This window comes from Burkholderia metallica (assembly GCF_902832845.1).
In the GTDB taxonomy this organism is placed as follows: domain Bacteria; phylum Pseudomonadota; class Gammaproteobacteria; order Burkholderiales; family Burkholderiaceae; genus Burkholderia; species Burkholderia metallica.
In genome coordinates, this window is record NZ_CADFDB010000011.1 from 1 (window position 1) to 23,856 (window position 23,856).

Annotated in this window: 20 protein-coding genes; 16 read left to right on the plus strand and 4 right to left on the minus strand. The window is 66.3% G+C overall.

Annotated elements, in window-relative coordinates; genetic code table 11:
* Positions 1 to 411: 411 nt before the first annotated feature.
* Positions 412 to 1,680 (minus strand): SGNH/GDSL hydrolase family protein, encoded by a 1,269-nt coding sequence (locus HWX08_RS26625; protein WP_174922526.1) that lies wholly within the window; start codon positions 1,678 to 1,680, stop codon positions 412 to 414.
* Positions 1,681 to 1,880: 200 nt separating this feature from the next.
* On the opposite strand from HWX08_RS26625, the gene paaA reads away from it, so the two are divergent.
* The 8 genes from paaA (at position 1,881) to HWX08_RS26665 (ending at position 8,166) form a co-directional block, all read left to right on the plus strand.
* Positions 1,881 to 2,879: a 1,2-phenylacetyl-CoA epoxidase subunit PaaA gene (gene paaA, locus HWX08_RS26630; protein ID WP_069255525.1), complete on the plus strand. Its 999-nt coding sequence runs from the start codon at positions 1,881 to 1,883 to the stop codon at positions 2,877 to 2,879.
* A gap of 40 nt (positions 2,880 to 2,919) precedes the next feature.
* Entirely contained in the window at positions 2,920 to 3,204 is a 285-nt protein-coding gene (gene paaB / locus HWX08_RS26635) for a 1,2-phenylacetyl-CoA epoxidase subunit PaaB (RefSeq protein ID WP_034188015.1), read from the plus strand.
* Positions 3,205 to 3,214: 10 nt separating this feature from the next.
* The gene (gene paaC, locus HWX08_RS26640) at positions 3,215 to 4,018 is read left to right on the plus strand and encodes a 1,2-phenylacetyl-CoA epoxidase subunit PaaC (protein ID WP_174922525.1); all 804 of its coding nucleotides are present in this window, start codon (positions 3,215 to 3,217) and stop codon (positions 4,016 to 4,018) included.
* Positions 4,019 to 4,043: 25 nt separating this feature from the next.
* Entirely contained in the window at positions 4,044 to 4,613 is a 570-nt protein-coding gene (paaD, locus tag HWX08_RS26645) for a 1,2-phenylacetyl-CoA epoxidase subunit PaaD (RefSeq protein WP_174922524.1), read from the plus strand.
* Positions 4,614 to 4,618: 5 nt separating this feature from the next.
* Positions 4,619 to 5,707: a 1,2-phenylacetyl-CoA epoxidase subunit PaaE gene (gene paaE / locus HWX08_RS26650; RefSeq protein ID WP_107313651.1), complete on the plus strand. Its 1,089-nt coding sequence runs from the start codon at positions 4,619 to 4,621 to the stop codon at positions 5,705 to 5,707.
* 128 nt (positions 5,708 to 5,835) lie between these two features.
* The gene (locus tag HWX08_RS26655; protein WP_174922523.1) at positions 5,836 to 6,663 is read left to right on the plus strand and encodes a DUF1835 domain-containing protein; all 828 of its coding nucleotides are present in this window, start codon (positions 5,836 to 5,838) and stop codon (positions 6,661 to 6,663) included.
* A gap of 16 nt (positions 6,664 to 6,679) precedes the next feature.
* Positions 6,680 to 7,285, plus strand: a complete 606-nt coding sequence (locus HWX08_RS26660; RefSeq protein ID WP_174922522.1) for a TetR/AcrR family transcriptional regulator — start codon at positions 6,680 to 6,682, stop codon at positions 7,283 to 7,285.
* 233 nt (positions 7,286 to 7,518) lie between these two features.
* Entirely contained in the window at positions 7,519 to 8,166 is a 648-nt protein-coding gene (locus tag HWX08_RS26665) for a GNAT family N-acetyltransferase (RefSeq protein ID WP_069255519.1), read from the plus strand.
* A 69-nt stretch (positions 8,167 to 8,235) separates the two neighbouring features.
* On the opposite strand, the gene HWX08_RS26670 is transcribed toward HWX08_RS26665, so the two are convergent.
* Entirely contained in the window at positions 8,236 to 8,760 is a 525-nt protein-coding gene (locus tag HWX08_RS26670) for an Lrp/AsnC family transcriptional regulator (RefSeq protein ID WP_069255518.1), read from the minus strand.
* A 211-nt stretch (positions 8,761 to 8,971) separates the two neighbouring features.
* On the opposite strand from HWX08_RS26670, the gene hppD reads away from it, so the two are divergent.
* Positions 8,972 to 10,069 carry a 4-hydroxyphenylpyruvate dioxygenase gene (gene hppD, locus HWX08_RS26675; protein ID WP_059528292.1) on the plus strand — a complete coding sequence of 366 codons (1,098 nt, stop codon included), beginning with the start codon at positions 8,972 to 8,974 and terminating at the stop codon, positions 10,067 to 10,069.
* A gap of 132 nt (positions 10,070 to 10,201) precedes the next feature.
* Here hppD and HWX08_RS26680 read toward each other — a convergent pair whose 3' ends face one another.
* Positions 10,202 to 10,396 carry a hypothetical protein gene (locus HWX08_RS26680; protein WP_069255517.1) on the minus strand — a complete coding sequence of 65 codons (195 nt, stop codon included), beginning with the start codon at positions 10,394 to 10,396 and terminating at the stop codon, positions 10,202 to 10,204.
* 330 nt (positions 10,397 to 10,726) lie between these two features.
* Between HWX08_RS26680 and HWX08_RS26685 the strand changes: the two genes are divergently transcribed.
* Complete coding sequence (locus HWX08_RS26685; RefSeq protein ID WP_174922521.1) at positions 10,727 to 14,314, plus strand: indolepyruvate ferredoxin oxidoreductase family protein; 3,588 nt, start codon at positions 10,727 to 10,729, stop codon at positions 14,312 to 14,314.
* A gap of 148 nt (positions 14,315 to 14,462) precedes the next feature.
* Here the strand turns inward: HWX08_RS26685 and HWX08_RS26690 are convergent, their stop codons facing one another.
* The gene (locus tag HWX08_RS26690) at positions 14,463 to 16,733 is read right to left on the minus strand and encodes an NADP-dependent malic enzyme (RefSeq protein ID WP_069255515.1); all 2,271 of its coding nucleotides are present in this window, start codon (positions 16,731 to 16,733) and stop codon (positions 14,463 to 14,465) included.
* Between the two features lie 460 nt (positions 16,734 to 17,193).
* Between HWX08_RS26690 and HWX08_RS26695 the strand changes: the two genes are divergently transcribed.
* The 6 genes from HWX08_RS26695 (at position 17,194) to HWX08_RS26720 (ending at position 23,840) form a co-directional block, all read left to right on the plus strand.
* Positions 17,194 to 17,880, plus strand: a complete 687-nt coding sequence (locus HWX08_RS26695) for an orotate phosphoribosyltransferase (RefSeq protein ID WP_011546659.1) — start codon at positions 17,194 to 17,196, stop codon at positions 17,878 to 17,880.
* Positions 17,881 to 18,119: 239 nt separating this feature from the next.
* Complete coding sequence (locus HWX08_RS26700) at positions 18,120 to 18,716, plus strand: YbhB/YbcL family Raf kinase inhibitor-like protein (protein ID WP_174922520.1); 597 nt, start codon at positions 18,120 to 18,122, stop codon at positions 18,714 to 18,716.
* A 219-nt stretch (positions 18,717 to 18,935) separates the two neighbouring features.
* Complete coding sequence (locus tag HWX08_RS26705) at positions 18,936 to 19,508, plus strand: flavodoxin family protein (RefSeq protein WP_069255513.1); 573 nt, start codon at positions 18,936 to 18,938, stop codon at positions 19,506 to 19,508.
* Between the two features lie 142 nt (positions 19,509 to 19,650).
* Positions 19,651 to 20,601 (plus strand): N-acetyl-gamma-glutamyl-phosphate reductase, encoded by a 951-nt coding sequence (argC, locus tag HWX08_RS26710; protein WP_174922519.1) that lies wholly within the window; start codon positions 19,651 to 19,653, stop codon positions 20,599 to 20,601.
* 435 nt (positions 20,602 to 21,036) lie between these two features.
* A complete protein-coding gene (locus HWX08_RS26715; RefSeq protein ID WP_069255511.1) occupies positions 21,037 to 22,452 on the plus strand; it encodes a DUF2957 domain-containing protein in 1,416 nt (471 codons plus the stop codon).
* Positions 22,453 to 22,598: 146 nt separating this feature from the next.
* The gene (locus HWX08_RS26720; protein WP_069255510.1) at positions 22,599 to 23,840 is read left to right on the plus strand and encodes a DUF2957 domain-containing protein; all 1,242 of its coding nucleotides are present in this window, start codon (positions 22,599 to 22,601) and stop codon (positions 23,838 to 23,840) included.
* Positions 23,841 to 23,856 lie beyond the last annotated feature (16 nt).

Below are 23,856 nucleotides of genomic sequence, written 5' to 3' on the forward strand. Positions count from 1 at the left end.
ACACTTATCGGCTGTTAATTTTTAAAGAGCATTTCTGCGAGAAACCTGAAGTTTCCCAGCAGCGCTGCGTTTTCAGCAGCAGAGAAGCGAGATTATGAACCGTGTTTCGCAGCGCGTCAACAACTTTTTACATCAGATCGTTGCGACTGCGGGGCTCAACTTCCAGGTCAGCCGTGCGCTCCAGACTCCCGCGCTTCGCCAACCTTGCTTCCCTCTTCCGCACCGCGTTTCCGTTAGCGCGAAAGAGGCGTGATTCTAAGCACCGGCCACCTTCCACGCAAGCCCTTTGTGAAAATAATTTGAAAAAGCCCCCGTGCGCTCGCGCGCACGGGGGCTTCGGGCTCGACGGGGCATGTGACGCCGCTGAACTCTACGTAGCCGACAACACGTCCGTCTATATATAGACGCGCATCACTTGCCGCCGGCCGCTGCCTGCAACTGCTCGACCGGCACCGCATCGGCCATCGCCGTGTAGCCCGCATCGCTCGGATGGATGCCGTCCCCGCTATCGTATCGACGCTGCAGCACGCTCGGGCGCGCCGGATCGCGCAGTACCGCATCGAAGTCGACCACGCCGTCGAACCCGCTACCGCTCCGGATCCACCGGTTCACCTCGAGCCGGATCGCCTCGCGCCCCGCCGGCAGCCCGGCCGGCGTCAGCGTCGCGCCGAAGATCTTCACCCCTTGACGGTGCGCCGCGTCGATCAGCCTGCGATAGCCGTCGATCAGCGACTCAGCCGTGACCTGCGTATGCGGGTGGTCGCAATCGAGCCCCGCGCGCGGCGGCATCGCCGCGAAGTTGATGTCGTTGATCCCGATCAGCACGATCGCCGCCTTCACGCCCGCGCGCGACAGCGCATCGCGTTCGAAGCGCGATGCCAGCGACGTGCCGTAGCACGCCGAATCGCTGAGCAGCCGGTTCCCGCTGATACCGAGGTTTGCGACGCCGATCGACTCCACGCCGGAGACCGTCAGCCGGCGCGCCAGTGCGTCCGGCCAGCGGCGGTTCCGGTTCACGCTCGAGCGCAGCCCGTCGGTGATCGAATCGCCGATCGCGGCGACGCTGGTGCGCGCGGAACCAGCCTCGACCGCGAGCTCGGTCACCCACGCATATTGCGTGAAACGGGTGCGGAACGCGGCAGCACCCGGGTCGCTCACGTGGTCGCCCGGCGACGACACATAGTTGAACTGGTTCGACACGCGGTGCCAGACCGTCATCCGCTGGTTCGCCCCCATTTGAAGCGTGACCGCATACGGCCGCCCGGCCGCCACGTCGATCGCCACCGGATCGCTTTCGACCTCCTGGCTCGGAGCAAGCGTCACCGACGTCTTGCCGGCGAACCGGATCGGCACCGCCGCGCCGCTGAGCGCCGCACCGTCGCCGGCGCGCGCCAGGCTCGCCGCCTCGACGACCAGCGGTGCGCGGCCGTAGGCATTGCTGACGCGGATCCGCGCGGCGCGCCCCGACACGGTCGGATAAACGATCTGGCGCACGGCCCGGCCGGCCACGTCGGGCGCGCGATAGAGCGGCGGCGGTGCGGCAAGGTCGGGAATCGGTTGCAATGCCGTCGCCCACGCGGCAACCCATCCGGCCGGCGCAGCCGAGGCCGACGCCGCAAGCGGCGAGATAAAGACGGCCGCACCCAGCACGGCCGCGGCGATACTGCTTCGAAATGACATCGGCAAAATCCTCGTCGGAAAGCGGGCATTGTGCCGCAGAAGACGCGAACCCCACGCGCCGGACCCGCATCACGCCAACCCGATCGCGCCCCGAGGTCCCTCGTTTACCCGAATCCCAGCGCAAATCCGCAAGAAATTTATTAACCGACCGGTCGGTTGGTTTATACTTCGCACACATTCAACCGGACGAGAGTCTCGCCATGTACACGCAATCCCTCGACATCCCCGGCAACGTCGCGCCGCTCGACGCCGCAGCCGAGTCGCCCGAGCAGGCGCGGTTCGATGCGGTCATGGCCGTCGACGGCAAGATCGAACCGCAGGACTGGATGCCCGAAGCCTATCGCAAGACGCTGATTCGCCAGATCTCGCAGCACGCGCACTCGGAAGTCGTCGGCATGCTGCCCGAAGGCAACTGGATCTCGCGCGCGCCGAGCCTGAAGCGCAAGGCGATCCTGCTCGCGAAGGTCCAGGACGAAGCCGGCCACGGCCTCTATCTTTATAGCGCTGCCGAAACGCTCGGCGTGTCGCGCGATTCGCTGATCGACGCGTTGCACGCCGGCAAGGCGAAATACTCGAGCATCTTCAACTACCCGACGCCGACCTGGGCCGACGTCGGTGTGATCGGCTGGCTCGTCGACGGCGCCGCGATCATGAACCAGATCCCGCTGTGCCGCTGCACGTACGGCCCGTACGCGCGCGCGATGATCCGCGTATGCAAGGAAGAATCGTTCCACCAGCGCCAGGGTTTCGACGCGCTGCTGTCGATGATGAAGGGCAGCGACGCGCAACGCGCGATGGTCCAGCAGGCCGTGAACCGCTGGTGGTGGCCGGTGCTGATGATGTTCGGCCCGAGCGACGCCGATTCGGTCCACAGCAGCCAGTCCGCGAAATGGGGCATCAAGCGGATCTCGAACGACGACCTGCGGCAGAAATTCGTCGACGCGACGGTCGACCAGGCGAAGGTGCTCGGCGTGACGCTGCCCGACCCAGACCTGAAGTGGAACGAGGCGCGCGGCCATCACGACTACGGCACGATCGACTGGGACGAATTCTGGCGCGTGGTCAACGGCGACGGCCCGTGCAACAAGGAACGCCTCGCGACCCGCGTGAAAGCGCACGAAGACGGCGCCTGGGTGCGCGAAGCCGCGCTCGCCCACGAAGCCAAGCGGCGTGCGCGCGCCGAACAGCACGCCGCCTGAGCGGCGGCACACCATCGAATTCAGGATTCAGGAGAAAGTGATGAACAAGGAATGGCCGATCTGGGAAGTGTTCGTGCGCAGCAAGCAGGGGCTCGACCACAAACATTGCGGCAGCCTGCACGCCGCCGACGCGACGATGGCGCTGCGCATGGCGCGCGACGTCTACACGCGCCGCCAGGAAGGCGTGAGCATCTGGGTGGTGCCGTCGTCGGCGATCACCGCGTCGGATCCGAACGAGAAGGCCGAGCTGTTCGAGCCGGCGGGCGACAAGATCTACCGTCACCCGACCTTCTACACGCTGCCCGACGAAGTCAACCACATGTAATGCGCGCGCCATGACGATCACGCCCGAACACCTCTCCTACGTGCTGCGCCTCGCGGACAACGCGCTGATTCTCGGTCAGCGCAACGCCGAATGGTGCGGCCACGGCCCGATCCTCGAGGAAGACATCGCCCTCACGAACATGAGCCTCGACCTCATCGGCCAGGCGCGCATGCTGTATTCCCATGCCGCCGAACTCGAGCGCCAGGTGAACGGCGCGGCGAAGACCGAGGACGACTACGCGTACTTCCGCACCGAGCGCGAGTTCGCGAACTTCACGCTCGCCGAGCTGCCGCACTATGGCCCGGTCGCCGGCACCGCGCATGCGGACAAGGACTACGCGGTGACGATCGTGCGCAACTTCCTGTACTCGGCGCTGATGCTGCACGTGTGGACCGCGCTCGAGACGTCGGCCGACCCGCAGCTCGCCGCGATCGCCGCGAAATCGGTGAAGGAAACCCGCTATCACGTGCAGCACGCACGCGAGTGGCTCGTTCGCCTCGGCGACGGCACCGACGAATCGCACCGTCGCGCGCAAGACGCGCTCGACTACCTGACGCCGTACACGCGCGAATTCTTCGCCGCCGATGCGATCGACGACGCGGTCGCCGCAGAGGGGATCGCACCCGCACCGGCCACGCTCGAAGCGGCGTGGCGGGCGGACGTCGACGACGCGCTCGCAGAAGCGACGCTCACGCTGCCAGCCCCCGTGCAGCACGTAACCACCGGCAAGCAAGGCGAGCACTCGGAGCACATGGGCTACCTGCTCGCCGAAATGCAGAGCCTCGCGCGCCAGCACCCCGGCGCGACCTGGTAACCGGCCCACGCCACGGAGCCCGACGATGTCCGTCCAGACCGCCGCCCCCGCCCACGCCCACGCCGCGCCCGCCGCGCACCACGACGATCCGCTGCTCGCCCGTGCCTGGGACGTGCTCGAAGCCGTGCCCGATCCCGAGATTCCGGTCGTGTCGATCCGCGAGCTCGGCATCCTGCGCGACGTCCGTCGCGCGGACGACGGTCTGCTCGAAGTCGTGATCACGCCGACCTACTCGGGCTGCCCGGCGATGTCGCAGATCGCGGAAGACATCGCCGCCGCGCTGCAGTCGGCCGACCTGCCGCCGCACCGGATCGAGACGGTGCTCGCCCCCGCGTGGACAACCGACTGGATCACGCAGGAGGCGCGCGACAAGCTGCGCGCATACGGCATCGCGCCGCCGGTCGGCCAGTGCGGCAGCGCCGCACCGCGGGAAAACGTCGTGCGCTTCGTACCGCGCCCGGTCGCCGCACCCGCGTGCCCGCGCTGCGGCTCCGCCCGTACCGAACGCCTCGCGCAATTCGCGTCCACGGCCTGCAAGGCGCTGTATCGCTGCGTCGACTGCCGCGAACCCTTCGACTACTTCAAACCCTATTAATCGATATGGCGACCCCGCAATTTCATCCGCTGCGTATCCGCGACGTGCGGCCCGAGACCGCCGACGCCGTGACCGTCTCCTTCGACGTGCCGCCCGAACTGCGCGACGCGTACCGTTTCACGCAGGGCCAGTTCGTCACGCTGAAGACCCACATCGACGGCGAGGAGACGCGCCGCTCGTATTCGATCTGCGTCGGCACGACGGACTACGACCGTGACGGCGAACTGCGCATCGGCATCAAGCGCGTGCGCGGCGGCCGCTTCTCGAACTTCGCGTTCGATACGCTGAAGCCCGGCCACACGATCGACGTGATGACGCCGGACGGCCGCTTCTTCACGCACCTGAACGCCGACCACGGCAAGCAGTACGTCGCGTTTTCCGGCGGCTCGGGGATCACGCCGGTGCTCGCGATCGTGAAGACGACGCTCGAACTGGAGCCGCGCAGCACGTTCACGCTGATCTACGGCAATCGCAGCGTCGACGCGATCATGTTCGCGGAAGAGCTCGAGGACCTGAAGAACCGCTACATGAACCGCTTCGTCCTGTATCACGTGCTGTCGGACGACCTGCAGGACGTCGAGCTGTTCAATGGTGTGCTCGACCAGGCGAAATGCGCGGAATTCCTCGACACGCTGACGCCGGCCGACGCGATCGACGAGGCGTTCATCTGCGGCCCCGCGCCGATGATGGACGCGGCCGAAGCCGCGCTGAAAGCGGCCGGCGTGCCGCAGGCGAAGGTGCACGTCGAGCGCTTCGGCACGCCGCTGCCGCAAGCCGGCGCGCCGGTCGTCGAAATCACCGACCAGACGCCGGCCGCCGACCTCGAAATCGTGCTCGACGGGAAGAAGCGCAAGCTGCGGCTGCCGTACGAAGGCGTGAGCCTGCTCGACATCGGGCTGCGCGCGGGCCTCGCGCTGCCGTACGCGTGCAAGGGCGGCGTGTGCTGCACGTGCCGCGCGAAGGTGCTCGAAGGCGAAGTCCGGATGGAGAAGAACTACACGCTGGAAGAACACGAAGTGAAGGACGGCTTCGTGCTCACGTGCCAGTGCCACCCGGTCAGCGACAAGGTCGTCGTGAGTTTCGACGAGCGTTGAGCGACGTCGCGTCGCGGCGCCGGACGGTTTCTCGCCGTCACACATCTCGCTTACACTAGGGGCCGCCGGCCGGCTGGACATCGCAACGTCCGCCCGGCCGGCGGTTTTCTTTTGTTGACGACAGGCCGATGAGCACCATTCATGTGATTCAGGGCGGCACCGCCGCCGCGTCGCTGCGCGAAGCGCTTGCGCAAGCCGGACGCCACGACGAGCACGTCGTCGGATTGCTCGACGATCTCGGCTTCGGGCCGCTCAAGGGCGCCGACGAGACGCCCGACACACGCGCCGCCTTCTGGCGACGCGTGCTCGGCGACCAGATTCCCGACTGGAACGCGGAAATCGAAGGCGAGTTCGCGCGCCTCGACCAGCTTGCGATGGATACCGGGCAGGTGGTCGTGTGGCACGCACCGAGCGTCGGCGACAAGCTGCTGCTGCGGCGCGTCGCCTATCACCTGCGCAACGTCCCGCAACGCCTGAACGAAGTGCGGCTGTCGGCCGCCGATCTCGACCCGGCGCAGCGCGCGTCGCTGTCGCGCACCGACCAGGCATGCGCGACCGGGATGTTCTCGCCCGCGGAACTGGCGCGCAAGCGCCCCGTGGCCGCGCCGATCTCGGTGCTGCGCATCGGGCGCCTCGCGCTCGAATGGCAGGAAGCGAAGCACCTGAACGCCGAGCTGCGCTACTGGGTCAGCAACACGATCAAGAGCGGCCACTACGAGGATCTCGACGCGCTGATCCTCGCTCGTGCGCAAGCCGACTGGCTGCCCGCCCGGCGCCTCGTCGGCGGCATCATGGCCGATGCAGACCGCGGCGGGCTGTTCGTCAGCGACGCGATCGCCTGGTGGCGCTGCCGCGAGCTCGCAGCCGCCGGCCGGCTCGAGCTGCAGGACGACACGCCGGACGCCCTCTCTTTCACGCAGGTGCGCACGGCCCGCACGGCCCCCCCGCACCGCTAATCTTCCCCATTCGACCATGGCCCGAACCCGAGCGCCCGACCACGAATCCCAGCGCGAGCAGATCCTCGATCTGGCCGCCGAGAAATTCGCGCAGACGAGCTACCCGAGCACGTCGATGTCCGATCTCGCGACCGCGAGCGGCACGTCGAAGGCGCGGCTTTATCACTATTACGAGAGCAAGGAAGCGATCCTGTTCGACCTGCTCGACCGCTACACGAAACGGCTGATGCTGATCATCGCCGAGGTCGAGGGCGCGAGCCAGCGGCGCGGCCTCGGCGAGCGCGACGCGTTTGCCGAGCTCGTGCGCGCATTCCTGGCCGAATACGAGACGTCGCACAGCCGCCACGTCGCGCTACTCAACGACGTGAAGTATCTCGAGGACGCGCAGCGCGAAATCGTGCTCGACCGCCAGCGCGACATCGTCGCGGCGTTCACGCGGCAGCTCGCGCGCGCGTACCCGGACCGCATCTCGAAGGAAAACCAGACGTCCGTGACGATGATGGTGTTCGGGATGATCAACTGGACCTTCACGTGGCTGAAGCCGGGCGGGCGCCTCGGCTACCGCGACTTCGCCGAACAGGTGATCGACCTGATCGAACGCGGGCTGTCGACGGGCGCCTGATTGCCGCGCAGCAGCATGCGTTGCGCGACGGGCACAGTGCGACCGCCCGCCGCGCACTTCATATGACGAATTTTAAATCCGTTTAAAATCATATAGATATAGAATGAACTAAGCGGATTTAGAATTCCTCCTCAGCACAAACAACGTCAAATACGGGTTTTCCCCAACCCCGCTCGGGTAAAATGCTGTTGCATTGCACAACCGACTTGTGCACCCACACTGAGGAACCCACGATGAACACGCAATTCAACGGCCGTGCCGATGCTGTCGGCAACGCCGGTAGTGCGCCGGTTCTCGTCAGGGAACTGGCTTCCAAAGACCGTGAGCAAATGCTCACCCACTTTCTCTCGCTCGACGAAGAGGACCGCCTGCTGCGCTTCGGCCAGATGGTGCCCGACCACGTGATCGAGAACTATGTCCGCACGATCGACTTCGGTCGCGATACCGTGTTCGGCGTGTTCGACCACGACCTCGAACTGATCGGCGTCGGCCACCTCGCCTATCTGCCGGCCGACGGCGACAAGCGCACGGCCGAATTCGGCGTGTCGGTGCTCGAAAGCGCACGCGGCCGCGGCGTCGGCTCGAAGCTGTTCGAGCGCGCGGCGATCCGCAGCCGCAACACGCACGTGACGACGCTGTACATGCACTGCCTGTCGCGGAACGCGACGATGATGCATATCGCGAAGAAGTCCGGGATGCGGATCGAGTACGCGTACGGTGAAGCGGATGCATACCTGTCGCTGCCGCCGGCCGACCACTCGACGATCATCGCCGAGATGCTGCAGGAACAGGCCGCGGTGTTCGACTACGCGATGAAGCGCCAGGCGCGCCGCACCACGAAGTTCATCGAATCGCTGATGCCCGCCGCGCTGACGGCGTAACGTCGGCCAGCCGGGCCGCGCCCGCCGCGCGCCCGGCCCCCTCTTCCCTTCTGCCCACCAACGGGCCCGCTAGCGCACCGACCGAATCGGCAACGCGGTCGTCTCCTTGAAGCAGTCGAGCGAGAAGCTCGTCTTCACGTCGATCACCGACGGGTGATGCAGCAGATGCTCCTGCACGAAGCGGGAGAAATGCGCCATGTCCTCGACCTGCACGCGCAGCAGGTAATCCATGTCCCCCGTCATCGCGTGGCATGCGACCACTTCCGGCCACGCCTGCACGGCCGCGCGGAACAGTTCCGCGTGGGTTGCGCCCGCGCGCGCCGACGTCTCGTCGACCCGCACCGGCGCGAGGCCGCCGCGCTTCTCCAGCCGCACGCTCACGTACGCGAGCAGGTCGAGCCCGAGCTTCTGCGGATTCAGCAGCGCGACGTAGCCGGTGATCACGCCGATCTCCTCGAGCCGCCGGATCCGCCGCAAGCACGGGCTCGGCGACAGGTTCACGCGCTCGGCGATCTCCTGGTTCGACAGGCGCCCGTTCTCCTGAAGAATCGCCAGAATCCGCCGGTCGATGGCATCCAATTCGGCTTGCGCCATCTTCTGCCCTCCATTGATTATTTCGAGACTGGAAATTGCGCCATCGTAGGGTCAGGCGATCAAGTTCGCAAGTTTCCGCTCGCGGCTGCCCGCTACACTTTGTCGCACGTACCGATTCGTCGCGCACGCGCCGCGTGCGCCACGTTCGACATCGAACCAGGCCGGGCATGCGCACGTCGCTCCGGCCGATCGCCCCCACTGGAGACACGCCATGCAGATCCCGAACTGGGACAACCCCGTCGGCACCGACGGCTTCGAATTCATCGAATACACGGCACCGGACCCGAAAGCGCTCGGACAACTGTTCGAACGGATGGGTTTCACCGCGATCGCGCGCCATCGCCACAAGGATGTGACGGTCTACCGCCAGGGCGACATCAACTTCATCATCAACGCGGAACCCGACTCGTTCGCGCAGCGCTTCGCGCGCCTGCACGGCCCGTCGATCTGCGCGATCGCGTTCCGCGTGCAGGACGCCGCGAAGGCGTACAAGCGCGCGCTGGAACTCGGCGCATGGGGCTTCGACAACAAGACGGGCCCGATGGAGCTGAACATCCCGGCGATCAAGGGCATCGGCGATTCGCTGATCTACTTCGTCGACCGCTGGCGCGGCAAGAACGGCGCGCAGCCGGGCGCGATCGGCGACATCAGCATCTACGACGTCGACTTCGAGCCGATCGCCGGCGCGAACCCGAACCCGGTCGGCCACGGCCTGACGTACATCGACCATCTGACGCACAACGTGCACCGCGGCCGCATGCAGGAATGGGCCGAGTTCTACGAGCGCCTGTTCAACTTCCGCGAAGTGCGCTACTTCGACATCGAAGGCAAGGTGACGGGCGTGAAGTCGAAGGCGATGACGTCACCGTGCGGCAAGATCCGCATCCCGATCAACGAGGAAGGCTCCGACACGGCCGGCCAGATCCAGGAATACCTCGACGCGTATCACGGCGAAGGCATCCAGCACATCGCACTCGGCGCGAGCGACATCTACCAGGCGGTCGACGGCCTGCGCAGCAAGGAAGTGAAGCTGCTCGACACGATCGACACGTATTACGAACTGGTCGACCGCCGCGTGCCGAACCACGGCGAATCGCTGGAAGAGCTGAAGAAGCGCAAGATCCTGATCGACGGCGCGCGCGACGACCTGCTGCTGCAGATCTTCACCGAGAACCAGATCGGGCCGATCTTCTTCGAGATCATCCAGCGCAAGGGCAACCAGGGCTTCGGCGAAGGCAACTTCAAGGCGCTGTTCGAATCGATCGAGCTCGACCAGATCCGCCGCGGCGTCGTGCAGGACAAGGCCTGACGCAGCCGGCGCGCGGCTGCCCGGGGCAACCCGGCAGCCCGCACGATCCGGCGGCACAAAGAAAAAGGGCGGGAATCCGAGGATTCCCGCCCTTTTTGCATTCCGGCGCGGCCCGCTGGCCGCGCGACCGGATCAACGCGCGTTCGCCTTCGACTCGACGGCGCGCTCGGCCGACGGCTGCGCGACAGCGTCCTGGGCCGGCACGATCTGCTGCATCTGCGCGCCGGCTGCCGCCAGTGCGCTCGCGCCTTGCGCGCGCACCGGGCCGGTCATCGAGAAAAACGCGGCGGACACGATCAGGAAACTTTGAATATGACGTGTGTTCATTGCACCTCCTTTAAAACTGCCGGCGCCTCCCCGATTGCGTCGAAACGACCCCACGCGACCGGGCACCTCCGGCAGGCCGACAAGATTAACGGCATTTGCTCGCAGATGAACGCGGCTTTACATGCTTTTACATGATGTAACTCATCATCACGCTCTCTTTTCTGCCGCGCCACCGCCATTCGATCCGTATCCCGCCCCATGGGCGGCGGGTTTGCCCCAGTGCTACCATCACTTAAAACCGGCCAATATGCCGGCCACTGCAGACGCATCCACAAGATGGCCGACGCATTCGAGTTTTGGTGATCCCAAACTGGGTGGAGGAGACAGTTAATGAATGCCCCGCTAGACGCAGACCAACGCGCGTCGCTGGAAGCCGCGCTGAAGTCCGTCACGCTTGACGACAAATACACGCTGGAACGCGGTCGCGCGTACATGAGCGGCATCCAGGCGCTCGTGCGCCTGCCGATGCTCCAGCAGGAACGCGACCGCGCCGCCGGTCTCAATACGGCCGGTTTCATCTCCGGCTACCGCGGCTCGCCGCTCGGCGGCCTCGATCTGTCGCTCTGGAAAGCCAAGCAGCACCTGGCGGCCCACCAGATCGTCTTTCAGCCCGGCCTCAACGAAGATCTCGCCGCCACCGCCGTGTGGGGCTCGCAGCAGGTGAACCTGTACCCCGGCGCGAAGTACGACGGCGTGTTCGGCATGTGGTACGGCAAGGGCCCGGGCGTCGACCGTACCGGCGACGTCTTCAAGCACGCGAATTCGGCCGGCTCGTCGCAGCACGGCGGCGTGCTGGTGCTCGCCGGCGACGATCACGCGGCGAAATCGTCGACGCTCGCGCACCAGTCCGAACACATCTTCAAGGCTTGCGGGCTGCCCGTGCTGTTCCCGTCCAACGTGCAGGAATATCTCGATTTCGGCCTGCACGGCTGGGCGATGAGCCGCTACTCGGGCCTGTGGGTCGCGCTCAAGTGCGTGACGGACGTCGTCGAATCGTCGGCCTCGGTCGACATCGACCCGCATCGCACCGAGATCGTGCTGCCGACGGATTTCATCCTGCCGGAAGGCGGGCTGAACATCCGCTGGCCCGACCCGCCGCTCGTGCAGGAAGCGCGGCTGCTCGACTACAAGTGGTACGCGGCGCTCGCCTATGTGCGCGCGAACAAGCTCGACCGGATCGAGATCGACTCGCCGAACGCGCGCTTCGGGATCATGACCGGCGGCAAGGCCTACCTCGACGTGCGCCAGGCGCTGACCGACCTCGGCCTCGACGACGAAACCTGCGCGCGGATCGGCATCCGGCTCTACAAGGTCGGCTGCGTATGGCCGCTCGAAGCGCAGGGCGCGCAGGCGTTCGCGCGCGGACTCGACGAAATCCTCGTCGTCGAGGAAAAGCGCCAGATCCTCGAATACGCGATCAAGGAAGAGCTGTACAACTGGCCCGACGGCCAGCGTCCGCGCGTGTTCGGCAAGTTCGACGAGAAGGACGGCGCCGGCGGCGAATGGTCGGTGCCGATGGGCAACTGGCTGCTGCCCGCGCACTACGAACTGTCGCCCGCGATCATCGCGAAGGCGATCGCGACGCGCCTCGAGAAGTTCGAGCTGCCGTCCGACGTGCGCGCGCGCATCGCCGCGCGGCTCGCGGTGATCAACGCGAAGGAAATGGCGCTCGCGAAGCCGCACGTGCAGACGGAGCGCAAGCCGTGGTTCTGCTCGGGCTGCCCGCACAACACGTCGACCAACGTGCCGGAAGGCTCGCGCGCGATCGCCGGCATCGGCTGCCACTACATGACCGTGTGGATGGACCGCAGTACGAGCACCTTCAGCCAGATGGGCGGCGAGGGCGTGCCGTGGATCGGCCAGGCGCCGTTCACGGACGAGAAGCACGTGTTCGCGAACCTCGGCGACGGCACCTACTTCCACTCGGGCCTGCTGGCCGTGCGCGCGGCGATTTCGTCGAAGGCGAACATCACGTACAAGATCCTGTACAACGACGCGGTCGCGATGACGGGCGGCCAGCCGGTCGACGGCGTGCTGACGGTGCCGCAGATCACGCACCAGCTCGCGTCCGAAGGCGCGAAGAAGATCGTGATCGTCACCGACGAGCCGGAGAAATACGACAGCCAGAAGGCGCTGCTCGCGCCGGGCGTGACGATCCATCACCGCGACCAGCTCGACGACGTGCAGCGCGAGCTGCGCGAGATCGAAGGCACGACGATCCTGATCTACGACCAGACCTGCGCGACCGAGAAGCGCCGCCGCCGCAAACGCGGGACGTATCCGGACCCGGCCAAGCGCGTCGTGATCAACGACGCGGTGTGCGAAGGCTGCGGCGACTGCTCGGTGCAGTCGAACTGCCTGTCGGTCGAGCCGCTGGAAACCGAATTCGGCACGAAGCGCCAGATCAACCAGTCGAGCTGCAACAAGGATTTCTCGTGCGTGAAGGGCTTTTGCCCGAGCTTCGTCACGGTCGAGGGCGGCCAGTTGAAGAAGCCGAAGGCCGTGTCGGTCGACGGCAGCGCGCTGCCGCCGATCCCTGAACCGACGCTGCCCGACATCGACCGCGCGTACGGCGTGCTCGTCACGGGCGTCGGCGGCACGGGCGTCGTCACGATCGGCGCGCTGCTCGGGATGGCCGCGCACCTGGAAAACAAGGGCGTGACCGTGCTCGACGTCACCGGCCTCGCGCAGAAAGGCGGCGCCGTGATGAGCCACGTGCAGATTTCGCACGCGCCGACCGACATCCACGCGACGCGGATCGCGATGGGCGAAGCCGACCTCGTGATCGGCTGCGACGCGATCGTCACGGCCGGCGACGAATGCACGTCGCGCATGCGCCATGACGCGACGCGCGTGGTGGTCAATAGCGCGCAGACGCCGACCGCCGAGTTCATCAAGAACCCGAACTGGGCGTTCCCGGGCCTGTCCGCCGAGAACGACATCCGCGCGGCGGCGGGTGACGCCGTCGACTTCATCGACGCGAACCGTTTCGCGGTCGCGCTGCTCGGCGACGCGATCTACACGAACCCGTTTGTGCTCGGCTACGCGTGGCAGAAAGGCTGGCTGCCGCTCACGCTCGCGTCGCTCGAACGCGCGATCGAGCTGAATGCGGTGTCGGTCGAGAAGAACCGCGCGGCCTTCGACTGGGGCCGCCGCGCCGCGCACGACCTGGCGAGCGTGAAGCAGGCCGCGGCCGGCGACGCACGCCCCGCGCAGGGCGCCACGGTGATCGCGCTGCACACGAAGAAAGCGGTCGATGCGCTGATCGCGAAGCGCGTGGAATTCCTCACCGCGTACCAGAATGCCGCGTACGCAGCCCGCTATGCGGCGTTCGTCGACAAGGTGCGCGCCGCCGAACGTGCGCTGGCGGACGGCGACACGATGCAGGAGCCGCTGACCGAAGCAGTCGCGCGCAACTTGTTCAAGCTGATGGCGTACAAGGACGAATACGAGGTCGCGCGGCTGCAATCCGATCCGGCGTTCCTCGCCCGCCTTGCCGCACAGTTCGAAGGCGACTGGAAGCTGAAATTCCACCTCGCGCCGCCGCTGTTCGCGAAGACGGACGCGCACGGCCATCTCGTGAAGAAGGCGTACGGCCCGTGGATGATGTCGGCGTTCCGGCTGCTCGCGAAGGCGAAGTTCCTGCGCGGCACGGGGCTCGATCCGTTCGGCCGGACCGAGGAGCGTCGCACCGAGCGCGCGCTGATCGGCGAGTACGAAGCGCTGATCGACGAAGTGACGGCCAGGCTGAACGCGGCCAACCGCCCGCTCGCACTCGAGCTCGCGGCGCTGCCGGACGGCATTCGCGGCTACGGCCACGTGAAGGAGAACAACCTGCGGGCGGTGCGCCAGAAGTGGGACACGCTGCTCGCGAAGTGGCGTTCGCCGGCAGGCCAGTCGCACCAGCAGGTCGCGTAACGGCGCGCGCGTCGGGCATTCGCGGTCCGGATGCCCGACGCGCGAGCGGCAACCGGCTCACGTCACGATAAAAAAACGCCACGGAACGCAGGTTCCGTGGCGTTTTTCATGGCGCCGCGCGTGAAGCGCGGCACACGCGGGCGTGAACTTACTTCGTGTTCACGTTCGCGGCGGCAACGGCCGTCATGTTGATGATCCGGCGCACGGTCGCAGCCGGCGTCAGGATGTGGACCGGCTTCGCCGCGCCGAGCAGGAACGGGCCGACCGTCACGCCTTCGCCGCCGACCATCTTCAGCAGGTTGTACGCGATGTTCGCCGCTTCGACGTTCGGCATGATCAGAAGGTTCGCTTCGCCCGACAGCGTCGTGCCGGGGAACGCCTGCTTGCGGATCAGTTCCGACAGCGCCGCGTCGCCGTGCATTTCCCCGTCGACTTCCAGGTTCGGCGCCCGTTCGACGATCAGCTTGCGGGCCTCGCCCATCCGGCGCGACGACGCCGACGGCGCGCTGCCGAAGTTCGAGTTCGACAGCAGCGCGGCCTTCGGCACGATGCCGAAGCGCTCGATCTCGGCCGCGGCCTGAATCGTCATGTCGGCGAGCTGTTCGGCGCTCGGCAGCTCGTTCACGTATGTGTCGCACACGAACAGGTTGCGGCCCGGCAGCATCAGCAGGTTCATCGCGGCGAAGTGCTCGGCGCCCTTCGCGCGGCCCAGCACCTGCTCGATGAACTTCAGGTGGCTGTGGAACGTGTCGATCATCCCGCAGATCATCCCGTCCGCGTCACCCAGGTGCACGAGCATCGCGCCGATCAGCGTGTTGAACTTGCGCATCGCGGCCTTCGCGACTTCCGGCGTCACGCCGTCGCGCGCGCCGATCTCCTGATACGCCTGCCAGTAGCGGTGGTAGCGCGCATCGTCTTCCGGATCGACGATTTCGAAATCGGTGCCGGCCTTCAGCTTCGAGCCGATCTTCGCGAGACGCATGTCGATGACCGACGGGCGGCCGACGAGGATCGGCTTCGCGATCTTTTCCTGCAGCACGAACTGCGCGGCGCGCAGCACGCGCTCGTCCTCGCCCTCGGCGAACACGATGCGGGCCTGCTTCTGCTTCGCGGTCGCGAACACCGGGCGCATCACCATGCCGGTGCGGTAGACGGTCGCGCCGAGCTGCTCGCGGTACGCGTCCATGTCCTGGATCGGGCGCGTGGCGACGCCCGAATCCATCGCGGCCTGCGCGACGGCCGGCGCGATCTTGATGATCAGGCGCGGGTCGAACGGCTTCGGAATCAGGTAGTCCGGCCCGAATTCGAGCGAGTGGCCTTCATACGCCTTCGCGACTTCCTCGCTCTGGTCGGTTTCCTGCGCCAGCTCGGCGATCGCGCGCACGCACGCGAGCTTCATTTCTTCCGTGATCGTCGTCGCGCCGACGTCGAGCGCGCCGCGGAAGATGAACGGGAAGCACAGCACGTTGTTGACCTGGTTCGGGTAGTCCGAACGGCCGGTCGCGACGATCGCGTCCGGGCGCACGGCCTTCGCGTCTTCCGGGCGGATTTCCGGTTCCGGGTTCGCGAGCGCCAGGATCAGCGGCTTGTCGCCCATCGTCTTGACCATGTCCTGCTTCAGCACGCCCGCGCTCGAGCAGCCGAGGAACACGTCGGCGCCGACGATCGCGTCGGCGAGCGTGCGCGCGTCGGTGGTCGCCGCATAGCGCTGCTTCGACGGATCGAGGTTGCCGCGCCCTTCGTAGATCACGCCCTTCGAATCGGTGACGAGGATGTTCGACTTCGTGAGGCCGAGGTTCACCAGCAGGTCCAGACACGCGATCGCCGCCGCGCCCGCGCCCGAACACACGAGCTTCACTTCGGACAGCTGCTTGCCGACGACCTTCAGGCCGTTCAGGATCGCGGCCGAGGCGATGATCGCGGTGCCGTGCTGGTCATCGTGGAAGACGGGGATCTTCATGCGCTCGCGCAGCTTCTGCTCGATGTAGAAGCATTCCGGCGCCTTGATGTCCTCGAGGTTGATGCCGCCGAGCGTCGGCTCGAGCATCGCGATCGCCTCGACGAGCTTGTCGGGGTCGGACTCCGACAGTTCGATGTCGAACACGTCGATGCCCGCGAATTTCTTGAAGAGGCAGCCCTTGCCTTCCATCACCGGCTTCGCCGCGAGCGGGCCGATGTTGCCGAGACCGAGCACCGCCGTGCCGTTCGTGATGACGCCGACGAGGTTGCCGCGCGACGTGTACTTCTGCGCGTCGAGCGGATCGGCGTGGATCGCCTCGCACGCGGCGGCGACGCCCGGCGAATACGCGAGCGACAGATCGAGCTGATTCGACAGCGGCTTGGTCGGGGTGACCGAAATCTTGCCGGGTTTCGGGTTCAGGTGATAAGCGAGTGCGGCCTGCTTCAGTTGTTCGTCCATGATTGACCTGCGAGAGACATGCGAAATATTGACGGTTCAGTACGCAGCACCTTCGGCCGCGTCTGCTTGAATCGAGGGGATGATCGACTGCGAGACGGCACGCGACGCGCCGGGTCGGCACGCCATCGAACCTTGGCGGGTGGCAAGAGGAAAGTACAAAGTACTGAACGATTTCTAAGGGCCGCCTAGTGTACACCCCCTAAATGACGTCCGTTGGTGCAGCGCCGCATCCCCGGCATCAGCAGCGCGCCCGGCGGCCCCCGCTTGTTTCGCCGGTGGTGAGCCGCGCGGCGAACCCGCGCGAATTCCGCCGAAAACCGGCCTGAATCGGGTAAAATAGCCGGCTACGCGCGCAGCGATGCGATTGGCCCTCCGATCGCGCCCCGGCCCTTCGGGCCGGTTCCCCTTGCTGCGCCACCGGGCCCGCGCCCGCTCTTCGCTCATCACCCAAGGAACGCCCATGACAGGCTACGATCGTCAGTCGATCTCGGATACGACCGCCAAAATCCTGCTCGAAGTACAGGCAGTGCACTTCAACGCAGAAAAACCGTTCATCTTCACGTCCGGCTGGGCGAGCCCCGTCTATATCGACTGCCGCAAGCTGATTTCGTATCCGCGCGTGCGCCGCGCGCTGATGGAAATGGCTGAAACGACGATCACGCGCGACATCGGCTTCGAACAGATCGACGCGGTGGCGGGCGGCGAGACGGCAGGCATCCCGTTCGCGGCCTGGATCGCGGACCGGATGATGGTGCCGATGCAGTACGTGCGCAAGAAGCCGAAGGGTTTCGGCCGCAACGCGCAGATCGAAGGCCATCTGGAAGAAGGCTCGCGCGTGCTGCTGGTCGAAGACCTGACGACCGACAGCCGCAGCAAGATCAACTTCGTCAACGCGCTGCGCACCGCCGGCGCGACGGTGAACCACTGCTTCGTGCTGTTCCACTACGACATCTTCAAGGAAAGCGTGTCGGTCCTGAAGGACATCGACGTCGACCTGCACGCGCTCGCCACGTGGTGGGACGTGCTGCGCGTCGCGAAGGCATCGGGCTACTTCGAGACGAAGACGCTCGACGAAGTCGAGAAATTCCTGCACGCACCGGCCGAATGGTCGGCGGCGCACGGCGGCGCGACGGCTCCGAAGGAATGACGCCATGCCGGCGCACGCGCCGGCACGCTAGCTGAACAAGCCGCCCGCTTCATCGCGGGCGGTTTTTTTTCGTCCGTCGATTCGCGCGATGACCGATCGCAATTGCGCGCGCCGGCGTGCATCGCTCATCGAACCCTAATGCTAGACTTGATCCATCGTCGCCATCAGCTGCGCAGCAACGCACAACGCCAACAATGCCGGGCGCGTCGGTCCGGCCCACGTGACGGGAGAAGCGCCATATGCGTGTGGATCGCCGGATCACTCCGCCTGCGCCATCGGGTCGCCCTCCTCCGTTTCGCCTCTCCGCCCTTCTGTGCGCCGCCGTTTTCGCGACGCTGCCCGCGCATGCGGAAGGCCCGTTCACCGTGACGAGCGACGACCTGACGCCGGGCGCCCGCGTGCGGCTCGCGAACGTGTTCGACCGCGGCGACTGCAAGGGCGGCAACCATTCGCCGCAGCTTGCGTGGCACAACCCGCCGCCCGGCACGCGCGGCTACGCGGTCACGATCTTCGATCCCGACGCGCCCGGGCACGGCTGGTGGCACTGGGCCGTCGCGGGCATCCCCGCGACCGTCACGAGCCTGCCAACCGACGCGAGCGCGTCCGGCTTCCTGCGGCGCATCGGCGCGAGCGAGGCGCGCAACGACTTCGGGATCGACGGCTATGGCGGCCCGTGCCCGCCGCCCGGCAAGCCGCACCGCTACGTGATCACCGTCTACGCGCTGAAAGGCACCGACCTGCGCATCTCGCAGGGCCGCCCCGCGCCGATGTTCGAGCACGAGATCGGCACGCTCGCGATCGGCACCGCGCAATTCACGGTCACTTACGGGCAGTAAGCGCTCGCGCGCTGCCCGTCGCCCGTCGCCCGTCGCGATTGCCCGCGCCCGCGAATTTCCGCGCGCGGCCTGCGCGCCTGTTTCCCGTCATTTCGACTTGCTAGACTCCGTTGCACCGGTCGCGGCATTCCGCCGCGCATCCGTCGCGCCGCCCGAGTGCGGCGCGTGACACGGCGAGCCAGCGGTCCGCCGTTCCCGTCCCTTTCCGGAGAACGCTTCATGTCGAACATCGTCATCGTCTATCACAGCGGCTACGGGCACACGCAAAAACTGGCCGAAGCCGTGCACGCGGGTGCGCAGGATGCCGGCGCGAACGTACGCCTGCTCGCCGTCGGCGACCTCGACGACGCGGGCTGGGCCGCGCTCGACGCGGCCGACGCGATCGTCTTCGGCGCGCCGACCTACATGGGCGGCCCGTCCGCGCAGTTCAAGCAGTTCGCCGATGCGACGTCGAAAGCGTGGTTCACGCAGAAATGGAAGGACAAGATCGCCGCGGGCTTCACGAACTCCGCGACGATGAACGGCGACAAGTTCTCGACGATTCAATATTTCGTCACGCTGTCGATGCAGCATGGGATGGTGTGGGTCGGCACGAGCCTGATGCCGGCCAACTCGAAGGCGGCCACGCGCAACGACATCAACTACCTCGGCGGTTCGACGGGCCTGCTCGCGCAATCGCCGGCGGATGCGACGCCCGACGAGGGCCCGCTGCCGGGCGACCTCGAAACCGGCAAGGCGTTCGGCCGGCGGGTCGCCGAAGCGACTGCCCGGTGGGTCGCCGGCCGCGATTGAGCCTCGCGCCGGCTGACGCCAAAGGGACACAAGACGGCCAGCCGGCCGTCTTTTTTCACCCCGCGCGGTGCAGGCCCGTCGAATGACGTCTTAAAATGGCGGTTTCAGGGCGCGGGCCCGCGTTTCATCCAGTGAGAGCGAAATGAGCACCAAAGTTTTTGTCGACGGCCAGGAAGGCACGACCGGCCTCAAGATCTTCGAATACCTGTCGGCACGCAGCGACATCGAGATCCTGCGTATCGAAGAAGCGAAGCGCAAGGACGTCGACGAGCGCCGCCGCCTGATCAACGCATCGGACGTCACGTTCCTGTGCCTGCCGGACGTCGCGTCGCGCGAATCCGCGTCGCTCGTCGAGAACCCGAACACCACGCTGATCGATGCGAGCACCGCGTTCCGCACGAATGCCGACTGGGCCTACGGCCTGCCCGAGCTGACCCGCGCGCAGCGCGAGAAGATTCGCACGTCGAAGCGCATCGCGGTGCCGGGCTGCCACGCATCGGCGTTCGTGCTCGCGATGCGTCCGCTCGTCGATGCGGGCATCGTCGCGCCGACGTTCGCCGCGCACAGCTACTCGATCACCGGCTACAGCGGCGGCGGCAAGTCGATGATCGCCGACTACGAGAACGCGGCGCCGGGCGGCAAGCTCGCGAGCCCGCGCCCGTATGCGCTCGGCCTCACGCACAAGCACCTGCCGGAAATGGCCGCGCACACGGGGCTCGAGAACCCGCCGATCTTCACGCCGATCGTCGGCCCGTTCCTGAAGGGGCTCGCGGTGACGACCTACTTCACGCCCGATCAGCTCGCGAAGCGCGCGACGCCGCAGGACGTGCAGCGCGTGTTCGCCGAGTACTACGCGGACGAAGCGTTCGTGCGCGTCGCGCCGTTCGATGCGGACGCGAACCTCGACGGCGGCTTCTTCGACGTGCAGGCGAACAACGACACGAACCGGGTCGACCTGTTCGTGTTCGGCAACGCAGAGCGCTTCGTCACCGTCGCGCGCCTCGACAACCTCGGCAAAGGCGCGTCGGGCGCGGCGATCCAGTGCATGAACCTGAACATCGGCGCGGCCGAGGACGCCGGTCTCAAACGCTGATTCCGCATCGCACGCAATGCAAAGCCGGCCACTGGCCGGCTTTTTATTTACCCGCATCGCGCAATAATTAAAAAATTCCGGCTCGCGCATTTACAAATATTTACAAGCTTTCCATTGCGCGATTACCAGTGAATTAATCCCACCCGTTCTTTATCCAGTCAATCCCGAATAGGGATAAACCGGATACCGCCGCTTCAAACGCTGCCGTTATACGCAGGAAGGCTCGCCGCCGACCCGCCCGGCGTCGTACATTCCCCACTCCGCCCGCTTTCGGCCGCCTGTCTCACGTTTTAATTCTTACCGAATGCCATGCCGGACAAGGATTCAAAACACGCTTCCCGTTTCAATCGCCTTTTTTAGACGGGTTCATCAATTGACAGCAAAAATCCAGGCGGCGACATTAGCTCGCACAATTAAACGATTGGAGACAGCGGCATGTCGCACGCCTTAACGAAGGGGGTGGCAACGGCCTTTGCCATTGCCCCTTTCCTGGTTGCATGTGGTGGGGGGGACTCCGGCGGCGCACTCGCGCCGATCGATGCGCCCCAATGTTCAGGTTCCAGCTGCGGCACGCAAGGGCCGCCGCCGTCGCAGCCCGTCAACGGCGCGCTGTGCCCGGCCACCGCGGACATCGTGAAGAGCACGTACCTCGGCGGCGCCGGTAGCGGCGAGATCGTCAGCGTCAACATCGACGCCGTGGCGATGACCTACACGCTCAAGTGGCTCGAATCGCCGATTCCGCTCGCGACCGGCACCGTTACGCCGAGCCGCGCCGGCACGACGATCACCGGCAAGGTCGTCCATCCGCCGGCCGGCACGCTGCCGACCGCAGAACAAACGCGCTGCGCATTCGTCCTCACACCGGGCACCGGCACCGCGCCGAACGGCTCGACCTATTCGACGGCCGCCGACTTCAACCAGGCGAACCCGCCGATGCTGCTGGTCGGCATGGGCGTCGCGGGCGGCGGCATTCCGGGCGCGACGATCCAGTACGACGGGCTGACGATCATCCCGGGCATCGTGCAAAACGTCGGCCAGGTGCCCAATCGCCACTTCGATTTCTATCCGTTCCTCGGCTTCGCGAGCACGACGACGGACATCTCGAAGCTGCCGGGCACGTACAACGCACTGATCTACCACCTCGTGCCGTCGGGCAACTACGCGACGAAGGGGACGAACTCGAGCGAGACGTTCGATGCGAACGGCGCGTGCACGTCGACAGGTTCGGGCGGCTGCCAGACGACCGGCAACCCATGGACCGTGAACACCGCGAACGGCGGCTACTTCGACAGCACGAAGGCGCCGCAGACGCTGCCGCAAACGTCGCTGCCGATCGTCGGCGCGACCGGCAAGTCGGCGACCGCGCACATGGTGATCGGCCAACTCAACGGCGCGACGGTGCCGGTGATCGTGCGCACGGGCAACGTGAACCTCGGCACGCCGCCGCTGCACACCGACGCGCAGGTCGACGACGAATCGGGCATCGCGGTGCTCGGCAGTGCCACCGCGATCCAGTCGGGCGCGATTGACGGCGGCTACGCGGGCGCGGACTCGAACTTCAAGTACACGGCTGCGCTGATCCGCGGCAGCAACGCATCGTTCATCAATCCGAGTACGCAGGCCGAGGAAGACGGCTTCACGCTCGACTACGGCCAGACGACGCCGGGGCTGCTCAACGCGACGACGATTCCGAAGAGCGGTAGCGCCGCGTCGGGCGTCGTGATCGCGACGGGCGGGCTGTACGCGGCGCTGATCCAGGGCACGGTGAATGGCGGCGTGACGTCGACGTCCGCGAATTCGACGACGTCGTCGACCCCGTACTTCGGCGTGGGCGCGCAGATCAGCAAGTAACGAGGACGCGGCGGCGGCCGGCCCGCCGCCGCGTGATGCAGGGAAGGCACGAAAGCGCTCGGCACGGCGCAAGCAGGACGAGCACAAGCAACAGAAGCGGCCGACAGGGAGCTGGCCGCCGTACAAGACAAATCTGGAGGAGCAACATGAAGCGCAACCTCATTCTGGCGGCGGCCCTTGCCGCCCCCCTTCTTTCCGCATGCGGCGGCGGCAGCGACAATCCGCCTCCGCTCGTCGAAGACCGGCTCTGCCCTGCCACGCTCGACTACAACACCGTGTTTACGGGCGGCGCGGGCAGCGGCGAACTCGCGAAGGTCCAGCTCGACACGACCAAGATGACCTGGCAGATCACCTATGTCGAATCGGCGGTGCCGCAAAAGACCGGCACCGTCGTGCCGACCCGCGCGGGCACGGTCGACAGCGGCACGCTCACGCAGGAAACGCTGCTGCCGACCAACAAGCTGAACCAGTGCGCGTTCCGGCTGAACGGCGCGAGCCTCGATGCGTCGCGTCCGGCGCGCATCTTCGTCGGCTTCGGCGTCGCGGGCGGCACGATTCCCGGCAAGGAGATCCAGTTCGACGGCGTGCTCGGCCAGGCCGCGGTGCCCGACACGAAATTCCCGTACTACCCGTTCATCGGCTTCTCGTCGATCGAAACCGACATCACGAAGGTCGCGGGCACGTACAGCCACATCGGCTTCGGCGAAGTGCCGTCGCAGAAATTCGCGCCCGCGTCGATCGACGCGAAGGTGACGATCAACGCGGACGGCACGTGGACCAAGTGCGACACGACCGGCCAGTTCGCCGGCGGCGCGTGCACGCAGCAAGGCACGAACTTCGTGCAGTCGGCCGACGGCAGCGGCGCGTTCCAGTCGAACAACTACGCGAGCCAGCTGAAGCCGACGCTGTCGGCGACGCCGCAGGGCAAGGGCTTCATGATCGTCGGCAAGCTGCGCAACCAGTTGGTGCCGATCCTCGTGCGCACGGGTGTCGCGAACCCGAACCCGACGCCGGACAGCAACGGCGTGCCGGGCCTGACCGCCGACGACGAATCGAGCATCTCGATCCTCGCGCCGCAGACGGCAGTGGCAGTCGGTTCGCAGAACGGCGAATACATCGGCGTCGACAGCCAGTTCGATTACCGGACCACCGCGCTGACCGACAAGCAGGCCACGCTGCTCGATCCGTTCCAGCCGTCGCAGGCGTCGCTCGCGACCGCGCTCGATCTCGACTACACGCAGAAGGTGCCGGGCACGGTCACGACGATCCACACGGGTTCGGGCAGCACGTCGCCGACCGGCAAGTTCATCTTCACGGGTGGCGTGTTCGGTTTCCTCGACAACGCGGGATCGACGCCGTATTTCACGATCGGCGCATTCGTCCAGTAAGCGGAGGGTGAGGCCG